This window comes from Mesorhizobium sp. L103C119B0 (assembly GCF_000502235.1).
Taxonomy (GTDB): Bacteria; Pseudomonadota; Alphaproteobacteria; order Rhizobiales; family Rhizobiaceae; genus Mesorhizobium.
In genome coordinates, this window is sequence record NZ_AYXE01000024.1 from 1 (window position 1) to 16,414 (window position 16,414).

General features: G+C 64.7%; 20 protein-coding genes and 2 pseudogenes. 13 read left to right on the forward strand and 9 right to left on the reverse strand.

The genetic code is table 11. From position 1 onward, the window contains the following. A pseudogene (locus X728_RS1000000171850) lies at positions 1-132 on the reverse strand (RNA polymerase subunit sigma-70); the annotation flags it as partial. A 7-nt stretch (positions 133-139) separates the two neighbouring features. Next, entirely contained in the window at positions 140-508 is a 369-nt protein-coding gene (locus X728_RS139305; protein ID WP_023681239.1) for a YciI family protein, read from the reverse strand. Between the two features lie 235 nt (positions 509-743). Here X728_RS139305 and X728_RS139300 point away from each other — a divergent pair, with 235 nt between their 5' ends. Next, positions 744-1,205: a RidA family protein gene (locus X728_RS139300; RefSeq protein ID WP_023687546.1), complete on the forward strand. Its 462-nt coding sequence runs from the start codon at positions 744-746 to the stop codon at positions 1,203-1,205. Here X728_RS139300 and X728_RS139295 read toward each other — a convergent pair. From X728_RS139295 to X728_RS1000000169595, 3 genes are all read right to left on the reverse strand, one after another. Beyond that, on the reverse strand, positions 1,168-1,422 hold the full coding sequence (locus X728_RS139295) for a hypothetical protein (protein WP_155924038.1): 255 nt from the start codon (positions 1,420-1,422) through the stop codon (positions 1,168-1,170). The two genes, X728_RS139300 and X728_RS139295, sit on opposite strands and share 38 nt — an antisense overlap. A 61-nt stretch (positions 1,423-1,483) precedes the next feature. Continuing rightward, positions 1,484-1,909: a DCC1-like thiol-disulfide oxidoreductase family protein gene (locus X728_RS139290; RefSeq protein WP_031196021.1), complete on the reverse strand. Its 426-nt coding sequence runs from the start codon at positions 1,907-1,909 to the stop codon at positions 1,484-1,486. A 179-nt stretch (positions 1,910-2,088) separates the two neighbouring features. Further along, a complete protein-coding gene (locus tag X728_RS1000000169595; RefSeq protein ID WP_196813601.1) occupies positions 2,089-2,238 on the reverse strand; it encodes a hypothetical protein in 150 nt (49 codons plus the stop codon). A 345-nt stretch (positions 2,239-2,583) separates the two neighbouring features. Here X728_RS1000000169595 and X728_RS139280 point away from each other — a divergent pair, with 345 nt between their 5' ends. Next, complete coding sequence (locus tag X728_RS139280; RefSeq protein WP_023672038.1) at positions 2,584-3,450, forward strand: Ku protein; 867 nt, start codon at positions 2,584-2,586, stop codon at positions 3,448-3,450. Between the two features lie 11 nt (positions 3,451-3,461). Beyond that, a complete protein-coding gene (gene ligD, locus X728_RS139275; protein WP_023832959.1) occupies positions 3,462-5,972 on the forward strand; it encodes a DNA ligase D in 2,511 nt (836 codons plus the stop codon). Between the two features lie 231 nt (positions 5,973-6,203). On the opposite strand, the gene X728_RS139270 is transcribed toward ligD, so the two are convergent. After that, a complete protein-coding gene (locus X728_RS139270) occupies positions 6,204-6,923 on the reverse strand; it encodes a winged helix-turn-helix domain-containing protein (protein WP_023832960.1) in 720 nt (239 codons plus the stop codon). 69 nt (positions 6,924-6,992) lie between these two features. Here X728_RS139270 and X728_RS139265 point away from each other — a divergent pair, with 69 nt between their 5' ends. From X728_RS139265 to X728_RS139255, 3 genes are all read left to right on the forward strand, one after another. Further along, a complete protein-coding gene (locus tag X728_RS139265) occupies positions 6,993-7,196 on the forward strand; it encodes a DUF1127 domain-containing protein (protein ID WP_023687540.1) in 204 nt (67 codons plus the stop codon). 85 nt (positions 7,197-7,281) lie between these two features. Beyond that, positions 7,282-7,638, forward strand: coding sequence for an NIPSNAP family protein (locus X728_RS139260; protein WP_023832961.1), 357 nt, complete (start codon positions 7,282-7,284; stop codon positions 7,636-7,638). Further along, complete coding sequence (locus X728_RS139255; protein ID WP_023701918.1) at positions 7,635-7,979, forward strand: antibiotic biosynthesis monooxygenase; 345 nt, start codon at positions 7,635-7,637, stop codon at positions 7,977-7,979. The genes X728_RS139260 and X728_RS139255 overlap by 4 nt, the downstream gene beginning before the upstream one ends. Positions 7,980-8,137: 158 nt before the next feature. Here X728_RS139255 and mbfA read toward each other — a convergent pair whose 3' ends face one another. Continuing rightward, positions 8,138-9,121, reverse strand: a complete 984-nt coding sequence (gene mbfA, locus X728_RS139250; protein WP_023832962.1) for an iron exporter MbfA — start codon at positions 9,119-9,121, stop codon at positions 8,138-8,140. 163 nt (positions 9,122-9,284) lie between these two features. On the opposite strand from mbfA, the gene X728_RS139245 reads away from it, so the two are divergent. Then, positions 9,285-9,605: a hypothetical protein gene (locus tag X728_RS139245; protein WP_023681249.1), complete on the forward strand. Its 321-nt coding sequence runs from the start codon at positions 9,285-9,287 to the stop codon at positions 9,603-9,605. Positions 9,606-9,720: 115 nt separating this feature from the next. Here X728_RS139245 and X728_RS1000000169600 read toward each other — a convergent pair. Next, a pseudogene (locus X728_RS1000000169600) lies at positions 9,721-9,978 on the reverse strand (endonuclease domain-containing protein); the annotation flags it as partial. Between the two features lie 94 nt (positions 9,979-10,072). On the opposite strand from X728_RS1000000169600, the gene rsmI reads away from it, so the two are divergent. Then, on the forward strand, positions 10,073-10,981 hold the full coding sequence (gene rsmI / locus X728_RS139240; protein ID WP_023752806.1) for a 16S rRNA (cytidine(1402)-2'-O)-methyltransferase: 909 nt from the start codon (positions 10,073-10,075) through the stop codon (positions 10,979-10,981). Continuing rightward, a complete protein-coding gene (locus tag X728_RS139235) occupies positions 10,974-11,351 on the forward strand; it encodes a YraN family protein (protein ID WP_023698068.1) in 378 nt (125 codons plus the stop codon). Before rsmI ends, X728_RS139235 begins: the two co-directional genes overlap by 8 nt. A 175-nt stretch (positions 11,352-11,526) precedes the next feature. Here X728_RS139235 and X728_RS139230 read toward each other — a convergent pair whose 3' ends face one another. Next, positions 11,527-12,333 carry an undecaprenyl-diphosphate phosphatase gene (locus X728_RS139230; RefSeq protein ID WP_023687560.1) on the reverse strand — a complete coding sequence of 269 codons (807 nt, stop codon included), beginning with the start codon at positions 12,331-12,333 and terminating at the stop codon, positions 11,527-11,529. 169 nt (positions 12,334-12,502) lie between these two features. On the opposite strand from X728_RS139230, the gene X728_RS139225 reads away from it, so the two are divergent. From X728_RS139225 to mepA, 4 genes are read left to right on the forward strand one after another with little or no spacing between them, the layout of a single operon-like run. Beyond that, positions 12,503-13,195, forward strand: a complete 693-nt coding sequence (locus tag X728_RS139225; protein WP_023672063.1) for a glutathione S-transferase family protein — start codon at positions 12,503-12,505, stop codon at positions 13,193-13,195. Continuing rightward, positions 13,176-14,330 (forward strand): tRNA epoxyqueuosine(34) reductase QueG, encoded by a 1,155-nt coding sequence (gene queG, locus X728_RS139220; protein ID WP_023728744.1) that lies wholly within the window; start codon positions 13,176-13,178, stop codon positions 14,328-14,330. Before X728_RS139225 ends, queG begins: the two co-directional genes overlap by 20 nt. After that, a complete protein-coding gene (locus X728_RS139215; protein ID WP_023832963.1) occupies positions 14,327-15,256 on the forward strand; it encodes an SDR family oxidoreductase in 930 nt (309 codons plus the stop codon). The genes queG and X728_RS139215 overlap by 4 nt, the downstream gene beginning before the upstream one ends. A gap of 34 nt (positions 15,257-15,290) precedes the next feature. Continuing rightward, entirely contained in the window at positions 15,291-16,385 is a 1,095-nt protein-coding gene (gene mepA / locus X728_RS139210) for a penicillin-insensitive murein endopeptidase (RefSeq protein ID WP_023687564.1), read from the forward strand. The last annotated feature ends 29 nt before the right edge of the window (positions 16,386-16,414 follow it).

A 16,414-nucleotide genomic window follows, 5' to 3' on the forward strand; every position in this document is an offset into this window, starting at 1 on the left:
GGCCTCGGCCAGCGCGTCCTCGGCGCCGGCCACGTCGCGGGTGCGCGCCGCTAGCCAGGCGACCAGCTTGCCGTAACTCTGCCGGGCGGCCGCTTCGGCCGCCGCCCGCGCGATCTCCGGGCGATTGTCCATCACGGTGTCATTTCTTGGGCATGTAGTCGGCCATTTCCCAGATCGGCCGCAACTCGACCGTGCCGGCGCTCGCCGCCGGACAGCGCGCCGCCCAGTCGATGGCGGTATCGATATCGGCCGCCTCGATCATGTAGAAGCCGGCAAGCTGCTCCTTGGTGTCGGCATAGGGGCCGTCGATCACGTTGGTCTTGCCGTCTGTGATCCGCACCGAGGTGGTCGCCTGGGTCGGGCGCAACCGTTCGCCGGCGAGCCATGCGCCGGATTTCTTCAACGCTTCGGTATAGGCGGCATATGCTGCGCTCATCTGCTGAGCCTTCTCGATTGGCGTGTTCGCCTGCGCGGCTTCGTCGCTGTTGATCAAAAGCATGTATCGCATGGGTCTTCTCCCGTGGTTTCGAAGGCCGCGTCCTAGCGGGGCCAGACGTATGTCGCGCGGCGGCGGCCGATTTCGACGGGCTTCAGAAAAAACTTTCGCCTCCGCCAGGAGATTTCGCAAGGACCAGATGTTCCTCCGTCTGCTGGCGGATGACCGGCAGCGGACTGGCCGTGGCTTCGCACAGCACTATCCTCTGTCGTTGGCGGGCACGTCACACGAGGCATGGGAGAAGAGAATGGAACTCGTGACCCACAAGAAATTCAAGAACGGCCGGTTGATGCCATGGGGCAAAGGCACGGTCGTCAGCGGTGCGAAAGGCACCGTCTATCTCTGCGGCAACACCGCGACATCGGCTGACTACGATCCGGCCGGCAAGAAGGGTGGCGGCTTCGCCGGCGATGCCGCGGCGCAGTGGCGGGAAGTTCTCGGCAACATCAAATCGGATCTGGAAGAACTTGGCAGCGGGCTCGACCATCTCATCAGGCTGACCTTTTTCGTCAAAGGGCCATTTCCCGACGGCGGCGTCCTCAGCTCGCCTAATTTTCGTCTCGACGTGCTGGACGCGTTTTTCGCCGAGCATTGTCCGAAGCATTGTAGCGACAACAATCCGCCGCCTTCGGAGGTAATCGGCGTCGCAGCGCTTGCCCAGGCAGACATCGTCATCGAGATCGTCGCCGTCGCGGCGCTGCCGGACTGAGGCGCGAACGAACAGGCCGGCCTTGCGCGAGGTCGCCGTTGCGATTGAAGCGCGCCGGCACGAGCTGCGCCGCCGCGCCGGTGCGGGCGTTGCACAAGGCCTCGGCTCTGGCCAGTGAGCGCCCGGCGACGAGCAGGATCAGGCGTGGCTCGCTCTCCAGCAATTGCACGATGCGGCCGCCGAAAATGCCATAGCCGCCAACGACCAGAAGCCTCATCGCGCCGCTCTTTTTGCGTATGTCGTTCCCGGAACCGAGGTCACTTTTGGGTGACATGCGATTAGCCGATCACGCGCGCACGTATCGCGGCGGACAGGATCTCGCAACTGTCCTTGCGGCCGAACATGGCGTAGCGGTTTTTGGCGATGCGTTCGTAGAGCCAGTCACGCAAGGGGTGCGGGATGAGCAGCAGGGCCTTCGCCGCCCGCCACGGCCAGCCGAGTTCGGCCATCACCGCGATGAAACTGTCCAGCCGGATGAAGGGAGCGCCGCCGACAAGGACCAGATTGGTCTCGTAGCTGTCGGTGCGCAGCCCGTATCTCTGGAACAGCGCCTCGCCGAAGGGCGACTGCGCCGTGGCGAAGCGGAAGCGGTTTTTGCGGTCGAGCCCGACCACCGTGCGTACGAAGCCCGAGCACAGCACGCAGACGCCGTCGAAAACGATCAATGGCTGGCTGGCATCGAAGGGTTCAGGAGAAAAAGTCACGGGACGTCCGGCAGCTTGTGTCTTCAGACACTAAGCCCGCCGGCAGCGGGATCAAAGTCGCGGCGTTGTCGCACGGCTTCTCGCGGCCAGCGCGGGGCGCTCGGCGCGATAGGTGGTTGCGCGGGGATCGGCCTCCGGTCTGCAGATCCGGCTGTCGTGACGCGTTTCGAATGTCATGATCAATGCGCGCCGAGCGAGCTGCCGCGACGGGCGCAGGCCGGACCCGGGCCGCGCATGTAGTAGCGCTCCGGCCGATAGGTCGGCGCGATGAACTCGCGGATGGCGGCGGCATAGCCGGCGATGTGGCCCCAGAATTTCATTTTACTCAAGTCCCTGTCCCGATTTTCGGATGTCCCGTCCGATTGCGGGGATCATAGTGTCGAGGCGTGAATAGCCGGTGAACACGATGTTAATCTTTGGTCGAAAACCCCATGCTTCGTGGCCGGAATGCGGCTGTTTGGGGGTCTTTCGGTGTGGTTCGTCGCCATTTCCGGCATTGTGACTTTTGCATCACATATGTTTCGTCTGGATGTCGCTTGGGCGCGGTTCTGTTTCAGATTTGGCGAGCCTCTCGAAATTTCCATGCTCGCTGCCGAAATGCCCCTGGTTGCGCGCCCGGAACCGGAACGGGCCTTGCCCGTTCTCGCTTGAACCGCATCGCGCAGGAGTTCGCCATGGCACCTCGCCCCGCCTGGAAGGGCTATCTGAAACTGTCGCTGGTCACCTGCGCTGTCGAACTGACCAACGTCGTCACCCACGCCGAAAAAGTTTCGTTCCGGGTGCTCAACCGCAAGACCGGCAACACGGTCAAGCGCATCTATGTCGATTCTGAAACCGGCAAGCCGCTGGGCGATGGCGACGAGATCAGGGGCTATGAGGTGAGCCCCGGTGAGTTCGTCTATGTCGAGGACGAAGAGATCGAAGCGGTGCAGATCGAGTCCTCGCACACGATGGCGCTGGACGGCTTCGTCGACAAAGCCTCGATAGAGCAGATCTATCTCGACACGCCCTATTATGTCACGCCCGCCGACAAGGTGTCGGAGGAGGCCTTTGCCGTCATTCGCGATGCCATGGCGGACAAGAAGATGGCCGGGCTGGCGCGCGTCGTGCTCTATAGCCGCGAGCGGCCCGTGGTGATCGAGCCGCGCGGCAAAGGCATGGTGCTGACCACCTTGCGCTACGGCAACACGGTGCGGGAGCCGGAGAGCATCTTCGGCGACATCAAGGCGGTGAAGACCGACCAGGAGATGACCGATATGGCCGAACGCATCATCGACAAGAAGAAGGGGAAGTTCGATCCGTCGACATTCGAGGACAAGTATGAGGACGCGCTGCTCGAACTGATCCGCGCCAAGAAGGCCGGAAAGAAGGCTCCGAAAGCGCAGGCCGCGCCCAAGCCGTCCAATGTCGTCAATCTGTTCGACGCGCTGAAGAAGAGCCTGTCCGATGGCGGCCAGGCGGAAGGCCCGGCGAAGAAGGCCAAGCCGGCGGCAAAAAGCGGCAAGGCGAAAGCTTCTGCGCCCAAGCGCAAGTCGGCTTGAGGGTCGGCGCCGTGGCCAGCCTCGAACAATATCAGTCCAAACGCGATTTCAAGAAGACGGCCGAGCCGGCGGGCAAGGTCGCGCGCGGCAAGCAGCCCGGCGGCATCTTCGTCGTCCAGAAGCACGACGCGACCAGGCTGCACTATGATTTCCGCCTCGAGCATGAGGGCGTGTTGTGGAGCTGGGCGGTGACGCGGGGCCCGAGCCTCGACCCGCACGAGAAGCGGCTGGCCGTGCATGTCGAGGACCACCCGATCGACTATGCCGGCTTCGAGGGCACCATTCCCAAGGGCGAGTATGGCGGCGGCACCGTCATCGTCTGGGACGAAGGCACATGGACGCCGGAGATCGACCCGGCCAAGGCGATGAAGAAGGGCCATATCGACTTCGAACTCAACGGCCAGAAGCTGAATGGGCGGTGGCATCTGGTCAGGTTAAGACCCCGCCCGGGCGAAAAGCGCGACAACTGGCTGCTGATCAAATCCGACGATGCCGCCGCCCGCCCCGGCGAGGATATCCTGAAGGACGCACCGAAATCGGTGAAGTCCGGCCTGACCATCGAAGAGGTCGCGGAAGGCAAGACCGCCGACGGCAAGAAGCCGAAGGTCTGGCACTCCAACAAGCCTGCGGCATCCAGCAAGGCGAAAGCCGGCAAGCGCCTCGACTTCGTCGAGCCGCAGCTGGCGACGCTGGAGCGCGAGGCGCCGCCCGGCGAGGACTGGCTGCATGAGGTGAAGTTCGACGGGTACCGCATGCAGGCGCAGATCGCCGGCACAGAGGTGCGGCTGCTGACCCGCACCGGCCTCGACTGGACGGAGAAATTCGGCCCCGAGATCGTCGCGGAACTCGCCCAGCTGAAATGCAGCGACGCCATCATCGACGGCGAGATCGTCGTGCTCGCCGACAGCGGCGTTTCGTCTTTCTCGCTGCTGCAGCAGGATCTCTCCGCCAATCGAACCGACCGCTTCACCTACTATGTGTTCGACCTGATGCGGCTTGACGGCAATGATTTGCGCCGCGAGCCGCTGGTCGAGCGCAAGCAGGCGCTGCAGGAGCTGCTCGGCGAGACGGCCGAAAATGCCGCCGTCCGCTTCAGCGACCATTTCGCCGAGCCCGGCAAGATCATGCTGCAGCACGCCTGCCGCATGGGCCTCGAAGGCATCGTCTCCAAGCGCGCCGATGCGCCCTACCGCAGCGGCCGTGGCCCAGGCTGGGTGAAATCGAAATGCACGGCCCGCCAGGAATTCGTCATCGGCGGGTATCTGCCCTCGGACAAGACCGGCCGCGGCCTGCGTTCGCTGCTGGTCGGCTACCACGAGGGCGGCAAGCTCCACTACGCCGGCCGCGTCGGCACGGGCTTCACAGCCAGGAGCGCCACCGATTTGAAGAAAAAACTCGATGCTCTGAAGGCAGACGCCTCGCCCTTTGCCGCCGCGGTTCCGAAGGGGAAGGGCCTGGTCTGGGTCAGGCCCGAACTTGTCGGCGAAGTGGAGTTCCGCAGCTGGACGTCGGACCGTATAATACGCCACGCGTCGTTCCAGGGACTGCGCGAGGACAAGCCGGCGGAGGAAGTCGTGCAGGAAAAGCCATCGAAGGCGGCGAACAAGGCAAGGCCCGCGGCAAGCGGCGCCGGCAAGGCCGCCGGGGCTAAGGCGCCCGCGACGATCACGACCAGGGTAAAACTATCCCATCCCGACAAGCTGCTGTGGCCCGAGGAAAAAATATCCAAACAGGCTTTGCTCGAACACTACGCGCTGGTCTGGCCGCGCATGGAGCAGTTCGTCGTCAACCGGCCGCTCAGCCTGGTCAGGGCGCCGGATGGCATCGGCGGCCCGCGCTTCTTCCAGAAACATGCTTCGACCGGCATGAGCGACAAGATTGCCCGGATGAAGGACCCGACCGATGGCGAGGAAATCCTGTTCATCCGCGATTTCGACGGCCTTGCCGCTCTGGTCCAGTATGGCGTGGTCGAGGTCCACATCTGGGGCTGCAAGATCGACGCGCTGGAAAAGCCGGATCAGATCATCTTCGATCTCGATCCCGATGAAGGCGTCGACGTCAAGGCGGTGCGCGAGGCCGCGCTCGACATCAGAGGCAAGCTCGACGATCTGTCGCTGCCGAATTTCGTCAAGCCGTCAGGCGGCAAGGGCTATCACGTGCTGGTGCCGCTGAAGCCGTCTGCGGACTGGGAGGCGGTCAAAACCTTCTCGCATGATTTCGCCAAGGCGCTGGAGCAGGCCGCGCCCGACCGCTACACCGCGACGCTGTCGAAAAAGGCGCGCACGGGAAAAATCTTCGTCGACTATCTGCGCAACGGCAGGGGCTCGACCACCGTCGCGCCTTACTCTTCCCGCGCCAAGAAGGGCGCGACGGTGTCGATCCCGGTGACGTGGGCGGAGGTTGAAAAAGGGTTGGCGCCGAATTCCTTCCCGATCGGGGGCAAGACGACGCTGAAGGAACTAGCGCAGGCCGATCCGTGGGCGGATTTCTTCAAGCAGGGGAAGGTGTTGAAGCGGGGGTGAGCCATCGGCACATTCGCAAACGTAGCGATCCTTCCCACCCCCCTCAGTCCTGCCGGACATCTCCCCCGCAAGGGGGGAGATTGGGCAGCTTCGAGGTTTCGTTCATTGTTGCAACGTTGGAGATTGGCGAAAGCTGTTGAGCGCCTAATCTCCCCCTTGAGGGGGAGATGGCCGGCAGGCCAGAGGGGGGTGCTGTCCCGCCAGCGTCGCCCAATTAGCGCTGCCGAACCTCTACGCTAAAAACACCCGCTCGAACGCCTGCTTCCCCGGCGGTGAAAACACCACCGCGCGGCTGTCCTTCTCCCGCCTTGCCCATTTCTCCGCCAGGATCTTGTCCAGAATAGCCGCGCCCAGCGTTCCCGCAAGATGCGAGCGGCGCACGCTCCAGTCGAGGCAGGCGCGGCAGACCGGCCGGCGCGCCTTGGCGCCGACATCGACGCCGATGGCGGAAAAATGCGATGCGGCCGACGGCCCCAGCCGGATCTCCCCCGGCCGGATCTGCCCCGGCCGGATCTCCCCGAGCCTGATCTCATTGTCGTCGCGCAACAGGATGCCGCGCGCGACGAACCGGTCCAGCATCGCCACCGCCTGCTCGCCGGCGAGGTGGTCGTAGCAGACGCGGGCCACGCGCATGGCGCCGTCGCGCGGGCCGGGCCGCACCCGCTTGGGGCCGACCGCTTCGGCCACCCCGGTGATCGCCTCGATCATGCCGGCAACCTGCGGCCCAGCGAGGCCGTAATAGCGATGCCGTCCCTGGCTGGCCAAAGTTAAAAGCCCGCCCTCCATCAGTTTCGACAGATGCGAGGACGCCGTCGGCAGCGAGACGCCGGCCTCCAGCGCCAGTTCGCTGGCCGTCAAAGCCGTGCCGCCCATCAGCGCATTCAGCATGTTTGCCCGCGCCGGATCGCCGACCAGGCTGGCGATGCGGGCAATGTCGGGTCCTTCACGCATAGTTAGGTCTCCATCGAAGCATTCTCGTCAGATAAGCATTATTGTCGGGCGGGATCAAGGAGAACGCCGATGCCAACCGCTTCCGCCCCACTCGCCAGCCGCCGGCCTTTTCCATTCGTCACCTGGCTGCAACGGCGGCTGCTCGCTCGCTGGTACGACCGCCACCTGCAGCGGCTCGGCCTCGCGGAGATCGACGACCATCTGCTGCGCGATCTCGGCCTGACCCGTGAGGATGTGCGCCGCGAATGCGCAAAATCCTTCTGGCAGGCCTGACCGCCAGCGCTTTTGCTTAGCAGACCCTGCGGCACAACGTTTCGACGCCGCTCGAACTATCCACGCGAAACCCAAGGAGATCACGATGACCATCACTTGCTTCATCCGCTATGAGATCGACCCGTTCGGCAAGCCGGCCTTCGAGCAATATGCCAAGGCCTGGGGCCAGGCGATCCCGCGCTGCGGCGCCGATCTGGTCGGCTACTACGCCCCGCATGAGGGCTCGGCCACCACCGCCTACGCCGCCTACAACATCGACAGCCTCGCCGCCTACGAAGCCTATCGCGCCCGTCTCGCCGCAGATCCGGCGGGCAAGGCCAATTACGAATTCGCCCGCCGCGAAAAGTTCATCTTGAAAGAAGACCGCATCTTCCTGAAGCTGGTGTCGGGGCCGCATGGACCGCGGCAGCTGTTCCAGACCGCGGTCAAGGAGAAAGCATGATCGCTGTCATCTTCGAGGTGCAACCGGCTGAGGGAAAGCGCGATGCCTATCTCGGCATCGCCGCGGAACTGCGGCCGCTGCTCAGCGGCATCGATGGCTTCATCTCGATCGAGCGCTTTCAGAGCCTGGGCGATCCCAACCGGGTCCTGTCACTGTCCTTCTGGCGCGACGAGGAAGCGGTGAAAGCCTGGCGCAATACGGAAGAGCATCGGCAGGCGCAGCATGCGGGCCGCGGCGGAATATTTGCCGGCTACCGGCTGCGCATTGCGCATGTGGTGCGGGATTACGGGCTGACGGAGAGGGACGAGGCGCCAGAGGATAGCAGGGCGGTGAATGGGTGACTAGGTATCGGCGTCGCGCCAGGCCCCCTCATCCGGCCGCTTCGCGGCCACCTTCTCCCCGCTGGGGAGAAGAGACTGGCGCAGGCTTCGAAAATCTCCTCTCCCCTCGGGGAGAGGTCAGCCGAGAAGCGGAGGCTGGGTGAGGGGGCGCTTGGCGCTCACGCATTCCCGATCAGCACCCCGGCCGCAAACACCAGCGCCCCGCCCAGCACCACCTGAAACGCTGCGCGCAGGAAGGGCGTCTGCATGTAGCGGTTCTGCACGAAGGCGATCGCCCACAATTCGAAGAACACCACGACGGCCGCCACCGCCGTCGCCGTCCAGAAATGCGGGATGATGTAAGGCAGCGCGTGGCCGAGGCCTCCCAGCGTCGTCATGATGCCGACGGTGAGGCCGCGCTTGATCGGCGAGCCACGCCCCGACAGCTTGCCGTCGTCCGAAGCGACCTCCGTAAAGCCCATCGAGATGCCGGCGCCGATCGAGGCGGCGAGGCCGACCAGCAGCGTCTGCCAGGTGTCGTGCGTGGCAAACGCCGCGGCAAAGATCGGCGCCAGTGTCGACACCGAGCCGTCCATCAGCCCGGCCAGTCCCGGCTGGACATAGGTCAGGATGAACTGGCGCTGCTCGGCGCTGGCTTCCTCGTCCTTCACCTCGCCCGGCACGAGTTTCTGCTCCAGCCGATGCGCCGAATTCTCATGGCTTTGCTCGGCCGCGGCCAGGTCGCCGAGCAGTTTCCGGGTCGAGGCATCGCCGGTGCGCTTGGCCGCCTCGACATAGAAGCGATAGGCCTGCTGCTCCATCGCTTCGGCTTGGCGCCGGACATGCTCGATGCCGAGCGGCCGCACCAGCCAGTCGGGCTTGCGCTCGTAATAGCCTTTCACGTGCTCGCGGCGCAGCAGCGGAATGCGCTCGCCGAAACGTTTGCGGTAAAGCTCGATCAGGGAATCGCGATGGCCGTCTTCCTCCGCCGCCATCGCCTCGAACACTTTCGCCGACTGCGGAAAACTGTCAGCCAGCCCGTCGGCATAGGCGCGGTAGATGCGCCCGTCATCCTCTTCGGATGAAATTGCCAGGGCCAGGATCTCCTGTTCCGACAGCGTTTCGAAAGGACGGCGGCCGAAACCGAAGACACGGGAAAGCATGAGAAATTCACCCCAGTTTAGAACAATTCTAAACTAGGCGCTCCAATCTCCGCGGTCAATCACCGGTCAAGAAATGTTGAAGCGCCGGATTGCAACGCGCCCTTCATTATCGGCAAATGTTCACCTATATTGTCGCGACACGCAAGCGAAAGGCATGAGCAAGATGACGGCAAAGCCGCACGACCACTTCGATCCGAAACCCGTCCTCGATCTTATCGCCAGCATCGAGGCCGATTTGCAGCGGCTGAAAGGCCTGGTCGAACAGCAGGTCGAAAAATTCGACCCCGCCAATCCGCACAACAAGGCGCCCGACGGCAAGCTGACCGAGGAGGGCGTCGAATGCTGCTACCGCCTGTTCGACGAAGGCAAGTCGCGCTATTCGGTCGCCCAGCAGATGAAGATCTCGTTTGCCGCCGCGACGCACCGGTTTAATTCCTGGCGCAAGGCGGGCGGGCCGAAGCGTCAGAGGGCGTTGCTTGGATAATTGGCGAAAGCCGCGGGGAAACCCGATCTCCCCCCTCGTGGGGGAGATGGCCGGCAGGCCAGAGGGGGCGCTGTCCCGCCGACCTTTCCCTCCTAAAGCCCAGCGCCGGCACCGTTCAGGATGCGCCTCCAAGCCCAGCCGCAATCACAATATGCTGGCAGACATTGTCGACGTCGCGGATGACGTCGTCATTCCAGAACCGCAGGACGGTCCAGCCATCTTGTTCGAGGTGCGATGTCCGCGTTTCATCACCGGCAGCCGCGCCGGCGTCCGCATGCTGGGAGCCATCGACTTCGATGACCAGCTTCTTCTCCGGGCAAGCGAAATCGACGATGTAGGCGGCAATCGGAAATTGTCGCCGGAAGCCAAGCCCGCCGGGTTACATCGGCGTCAGGTTTGGCCCGACGTTCGGGAGTTTTGCAACCCGGCGCGCGCCGTGCCAAACAGGGCGAAATGGAGAGACCCCGGTGACCGGCGAGAAGCGCAGCTATGTGATCGGGCAGACCGAGATCGCGGTCCGGTCGCTGGCGCCGGCGCTGTATCTGGTGGCGACGCCGATCGGCAACCTCTCCGACATCACGCTGCGCGCGCTGGAGACGCTCGCCGCCGCCGACATCGTCGCCTGCGAGGACACTCGCGTCTCGCGCGTGTTGCTCGATCGCTACGGCATCCGGCGGCGCACCACCGCTTATCACGAGCACAACGCCGGCGAGGCCGGGCCGAAGCTGATCGCGGCACTCGAGGCCGGGCAGAGCGTGGCGCTGATTTCGGATGCCGGCACGCCGCTGATCTCCGACCCAGGCTACCGGCTGGTCGGCGAAGCGCTGGAGCGCGGCCTGCGCGTGGTGCCGATCCCCGGCCCATCGGCGCCGCTGGCGGCGCTGACGGCGTCGGGCCTGCCGTCCGACGCCTTCCTGTTTGCCGGGTTTCTGCCGGTGAAATCAGGGCAGCGGATGACAAAGCTGGAAACGTTCAGGGCGGTGCCGGCAACGCTGATCTTCTTCGAGTCGCCACGCCGGCTGGCCGAAACGCTGGTCGCCATGGTCGAGGCGTTGGGCGGCGCGCGCAAGGCCGCCATCGGCCGCGAGCTGACCAAGACTTTCGAAGAGATGCGGACGGGAACGCTGCAGGCGCTGGCCGATCATTATGCGGCGGCCGATACGCCGAAGGGCGAAATCGTCATCTGCGTCGGGCCCGCCGAGATCAAGGCCGACCAACCCGCCGACATCGACAGGCTGCTGCTGTCGCTGGCCGCCGAAATGCCGGCGTCCAAGGCGGCGGCGGAGGCGGCGAAGATGACCGGCGGGCAGAAGCAGGCGCTTTACCGGCGGCTGCTGGAACTCAGGGATGCGGTTGGAGAAGGCGAAGGTGGCTGAGCGCCCGGCCGCCAGCCGCCAAAAAGCCTATCGGCGCGGCCATCGCGGCGAGTGGCTGGCGGCAGCGGCGCTGATGCTGAAAGGTTATCGCATCCTCGCCCGCCGGCATCGCACCCGCTTCGGCGAGATCGACCTGATCGCCAGGCGCGGCGACCTGGTGCTGTTCGTCGAGGTCAAGGCGCGGCGCACGCTGATGGAAGCGATGGAGGCGATCGGCCACGAATCGGAGCGCCGCATCGAGGGCGCCGCCGACATCTGGCTGTCGCGGCAGCCGGACTACGGCAGATTGTCGATGCGCTTCGACATGATCGCGGTGCTGCCCTGGCGCTGGCCGGTGCATGTCGAGAACGCGTTTTTTGGGAGGAGTTAGCGGCCTTTACCCTCCCCCTTGTGGGGAGGGTCGGTGAGCAAGCGACCGAAGCGTCGTTGGCGAAACGGGGCGGGGGCGTGGCGCCCCCACCCCGATCCGCTTTGCGGATCGACTGACCGGGGCGAGCCGCCTGTCTCGCCCGTCCTTCGGACCCCCACAAGGGGGAGGGTAAAGCTCACCCCCAAATGAAAAGCGCCACCAACCCAACCGCTCCCACCACCAGGCGCCACCAGCCGAACAGCGAATAGCCGTTGCGCGAGACGTAATCGAGCAGGAAGCGGACGACGATCAGCGCGGTAAGGAAGGCGGCGATGAAGCCGATAGCGATGATCGGCAGGTCGGCGCTGCTCAGCACGTTGCGGTTCTTGAACAGATCGAAGGCGAAGGCGCCGACCATGGTCGGGATGGCGAGGAAGAAGGAGAATTCCGCCGCCGCGCGCTTGTCGACGCCCAGCAGCAGCGCGCCGACGATGGTCGAGCCGGAGCGCGACGTGCCGGGGATCAGCGACAGGCACTGGAACAGGCCGATCTGCAGGTAAAGCCTTGTCGGGAAGCGCTCGACGTCACGGTAGACCGGCTGCAGCTTCATGCGGTCGACGACCAAGAGCACGACGCCGCCGATGATCAGCATGATGCAGATCAGCCTTGGCGATTCGAACAGCACCGTCTTGATGAAATCATGCGCCAGCGCGCCGATGATGGCGGCCGGCAGGAAGGCAATCAGGATGCCGATGACGAAATGCCGCGTCAGCCGATCATGCGGCAGGTCGAGCAGCATCTGCCACAGACGGCGGAAATAGACGCTGAGGATCGCCAGGATGGCGCCGAGCTGGATCAGGATCTCGAACGCCTTGCCGGTGGAATGGAAGCCGAGGAAATGGCCGGCGAGCAGGATATGGCCGGTCGAGGAGACCGGGATGAACTCGGTCAGCCCCTCCAGCAGGCCGAGCAGCAGGGCTTCGACGATGGTGTGGCTATCCATGGCAACCTCGGCATTCAAGGGACGGAAGGAAACGGCTGGCAAAAGGGCTTGCTTGTCACGGCGCGGAAGTCCCCCTATAGGTCGCAGCACCGTGACGGCCGCATGACGGGCCGCCAAGACTTACCGGTGCGGACGGCGATTCGCCAGTGCGCCTTAATATCGCGGAATCATGCTGACGCTTTTCCATCACCCGATGTTCGCCACCTGCCGCTTCGTGCGCCTCGCCTTCGGCGAATATGGCGAGGAGCTGGCGCTGATCGAGGAAAAACCGTGGACGCGGCGCAAGGAGTTTTTGGCGCTGAACCCCGCCGGCACCTTGCCTATCCTGCTGGCCGAAGGCGACGTGCCGATCGTCGGCGCCATGGTGATCGCTGAATATCTCGACGAAACACGTGGTGTCCTGAAGCGCGACAAGCGCCTGTTTGCGGAAGACCCGATGCAGCGCGCCGAAATCCGCCGCCTGACCGACTGGTATCTCAACAAGGCCGAGAGCGAAGTGACCCGGCATCTGGTGCGCGAGCGCGTGCTGAAGCCGGTGATGCCGGAAACGGCGGGCGGCGGTTCCCCCGATTCGGCGGCGATCCGCGCGGCGCGCGCCAACATTCGCCAGCACATGAAGTACACCAACTGGCTGGCCGGCACCCGTCATTGGCTGGCCGGCAGCAAGGTCACCTATGCCGACCTGGCGGCAGCGGCGACGCTGTCGGTGCTGGATTATCTCGGCGAGATCGATTGGCGCGAGCATGCCGCGGCGCGCGAATGGTACACGCGGGTGAAATCGCGGCCGTCGTTCCGGCCGCTGCTCTCCGACCGGGTTCGCGGCCTGTCGCCGGTTTCGCATTATGCGGACCTCGACTTCTAGAAGCCAAACCCTGCGCGCACTGATCGACGCCGAGGCGCGGCGCGCCGGCTTCGATGCGGTTGCCGTCACCACGCCTGACGCGATCCCGCTGGCGCCTGCCAGATTGGCAGAATTCGTCGCCGATGGTTTTCACGGTTCGATGGCGTGGATTGCGGAGACGCTTCAACGCCGCAGCGAGCCTTCGACGCTGTGGCCCGAGGTGCGCTCGATCATCGTGCTGGCAATGAATTACGGCCCCGACCACGATCCGCGTGCGCTGCAGGCAAGGCGCGATCTCGGCGCGATCTCGGTCTATGCGCAAAACCGCGACTATCACGAGGTGATGAAGGGCCGGCTGAAGGAGATCGCCGGCAAGATCGTCGCGCGGGCCGGCGGCGACGTGAAGGTTTTCGTCGATACGGCGCCCGTGATGGAAAAGCCGCTGGCTGAGGCCGCCGGGCTCGGCTGGCAAGGCAAGCACACCAATCTGGTCAGCCGCGAGCACGGCTCCTGGCTGTTTCTCGGCACCATCTTCACCACGGCGGAGCTCACGCCAGATTCGACCGAGGTAGACCATTGCGGTTCCTGCCGCGCCTGTCTCGACGCCTGCCCGACCGATGCCTTTCCGGCGCCCTATCGGCTCGATGCCAGGCGCTGCATCTCCTACCTGACCATCGAGAACAAGGGGCCGATCCCGCAAGAATTCCGCGAAAAGATCGGCAACCGCATCTATGGCTGCGACGATTGTCTCGCCGCCTGCCCGTGGAACAAGTTCGCCCGCGCCGCCTCGGAGGCCAAGCTCGCCGCGCGCGATGAACTGCGCGAACCGCCGCTGGCGGAACTGTTGCAGCTGGACGACACGGCGTTCCGGACCTTTTTCTCCGGCTCGCCGATCAAGCGCATCGGCCGCGACCGCTTTGTCCGCAATGTGCTGACCGCCGCCGGCAATTCCGGCGATGTTTCGCTGGCCGGCCCGGTGCGCGATCTGCTTGGCGATGCCTCGCCGCTGGTGCGCGGCGCGGCGATCTGGGCGCTGGCGCGGCTGGTGACGGCCGCCGAATTCAACGGGCAGGCGGCGATCTACTTGAAAACCGAAACCGACACTACAGTGCAGGACGAATGGCTGTCCGCATTGCCAATCGAGGCGCATGCATGAGCGAAAAACAGGTTTTTATCTTCGGCGCCGGCTATTCGGGCAAAGCCTTTGCACGGGCCAATGCGGAGGCGATTACGATCTTCGGCACCACGCGCTCGGCCGAGAAATTCGAGGCATTGCGTCAGGCCGGCATCGCGCCGCTGCTGTTTCACGGCGCCCTGACACCTGAAATCGGCGATGCGCTGGAAAAGACCACCCATCTCGTCGTCTCGGTGGCACCGGAGGAGGCCGGCGACCCTGTGCTTCTCGCCGCGCGCAAGGCGATCGAGGCGATGCCGGCGCTTCGCTGGATCGGCTATCTCTCGACCGTCGGCGTCTATGGCAATTATGACGGCGCCTGGGTCGATGAAACGGCCGAGTGCCGGCCGGTGTCGAAACGCTCGTCGATGCGAGTGGCGGCCGAGCGGGACTGGCTGCAGCTTGGCCTCGAGACCGGCAAGCCGGTGGCGATCCTGCGGCTTTCCGGCATTTATGGGCCCGGACGCAACGCGCTGGTCAATCTGGAAAACGGCACGGCCAGGCGGCTGGTCAAGCCCGACCAGGTGTTCAACCGCATCCATTGCGACGACATCGCCGGTGCGCTCTGGCACCTCATCGGTGGCAATAGAGGCGGCATTTTCAACGTCACCGATGACGAGCCGGCGCCGCCGCAGGATGTCGTCACCTATGCCGCTTCGCTGATGGGCGTCGAGCCGCCGCCGGAGATTCCTTTCGAGACCGCCCAACTTTCGCCCATGGCGCGGTCCTTCTATGGCGAGAACAAGCGCGTCGCCAACGCCGCGATCAAGGCAGCGGGCTACCGGTTCCGCTATCCGGACTACCGCCAGGCGTTCGATCGGATGTGGGCCGACGGCAGCTGGCGCGACGGCGAGCCGCGCAGCCCGATGAAGGTAGATAATCGAAACGCGAGCCCGAGGGTGATATGATTCGATTGTGTTGCGGACTTTTGCAGTGGGGTTCATGACGATTTCGATGCGATCCTTGACCGGCAGACGGCCGTTCCTGACGGCGGCGCTGGCGATCGTGGCGCTGGCCGGGCTGGTGGCGGGCGCAATCACGGCCGAGCCACGGGCAAAAGACCTGTTCGGCGCCAAGAAGCTGCCGGCGGTGGCTGCGGCGCAATCCTTCGGCTTCTATTCAAAGGGCTGCTTCACCGGCGGCGTCGCCATTCCGATGGACGGCCAGAACTGGGAGGTGATGCGTCCCTCGCGCAACCGGCGCTGGGGTCATCCAACGATGATTGCGCTGATCGAGAAGCTGTCGCGCGATGCCGCCGCCGACGGCTGGCCGGGGCTTCTGATCGGCGACATTTCGCAGCCGCGCGGCGGCCCGATGCTGACCGGGCACGCCTCGCACCAGATCGGCCTCGACGCCGACATCTGGCTGACGCCGATGCCCGACCGCAAGCTTACGACCCAGGAGCGCGAAAACATCAGCGCCACGCTGATGGTCGACGACAAGACGCATCTGGTGAAGGACAGGCTGTGGAAGCCGATACATACCAAGCTGTTGAAGCGCGCCGCGAGCTATCCGGAAGTCGAGCGCATCCTGGTCAATCCAGGCATCAAGAAGAAGCTGTGCGACACCGTCACCGGCGACCGTACCTGGCTGAGAAAAATCCGGCCGTTCTGGGGCCATGACTATCATTTCCACATCCGCATCGGCTGCCAGCCGGGTTCGCCCAACTGCAAGGGACAGGAAGCGACGCCCGACGATGACGGCTGCGGCAAGCCGCTGGCCTGGTGGTTTACCGAGGAGCCGTGGCGCCCCAACAAGAACCCGGATGCGCCCAAGGCGCGCGACCTGATGACGATGGCGAACCTGCCGAAACAATGCCAGTTCGTGCTTGACCAGCCCGACGCGGACTCGGCCGAAGCCGTCACCTATCGCGGCGGCGGCGTGCCGATCGCCGCCAGGGCGCCGGAACCCGACGCGCCTCCGCCTATTGCGGGCAATGCGGGCGGCTTGCCAAACGCAGCCAACGCCTTCACCGCCACGCCGGAGATCGGCATTCCCCTGCCAAGGCGACGGCCGCCGGCAAACGTCGGACAGTGATGGCGAACTGACGCTTTCCCTTTCCGGGG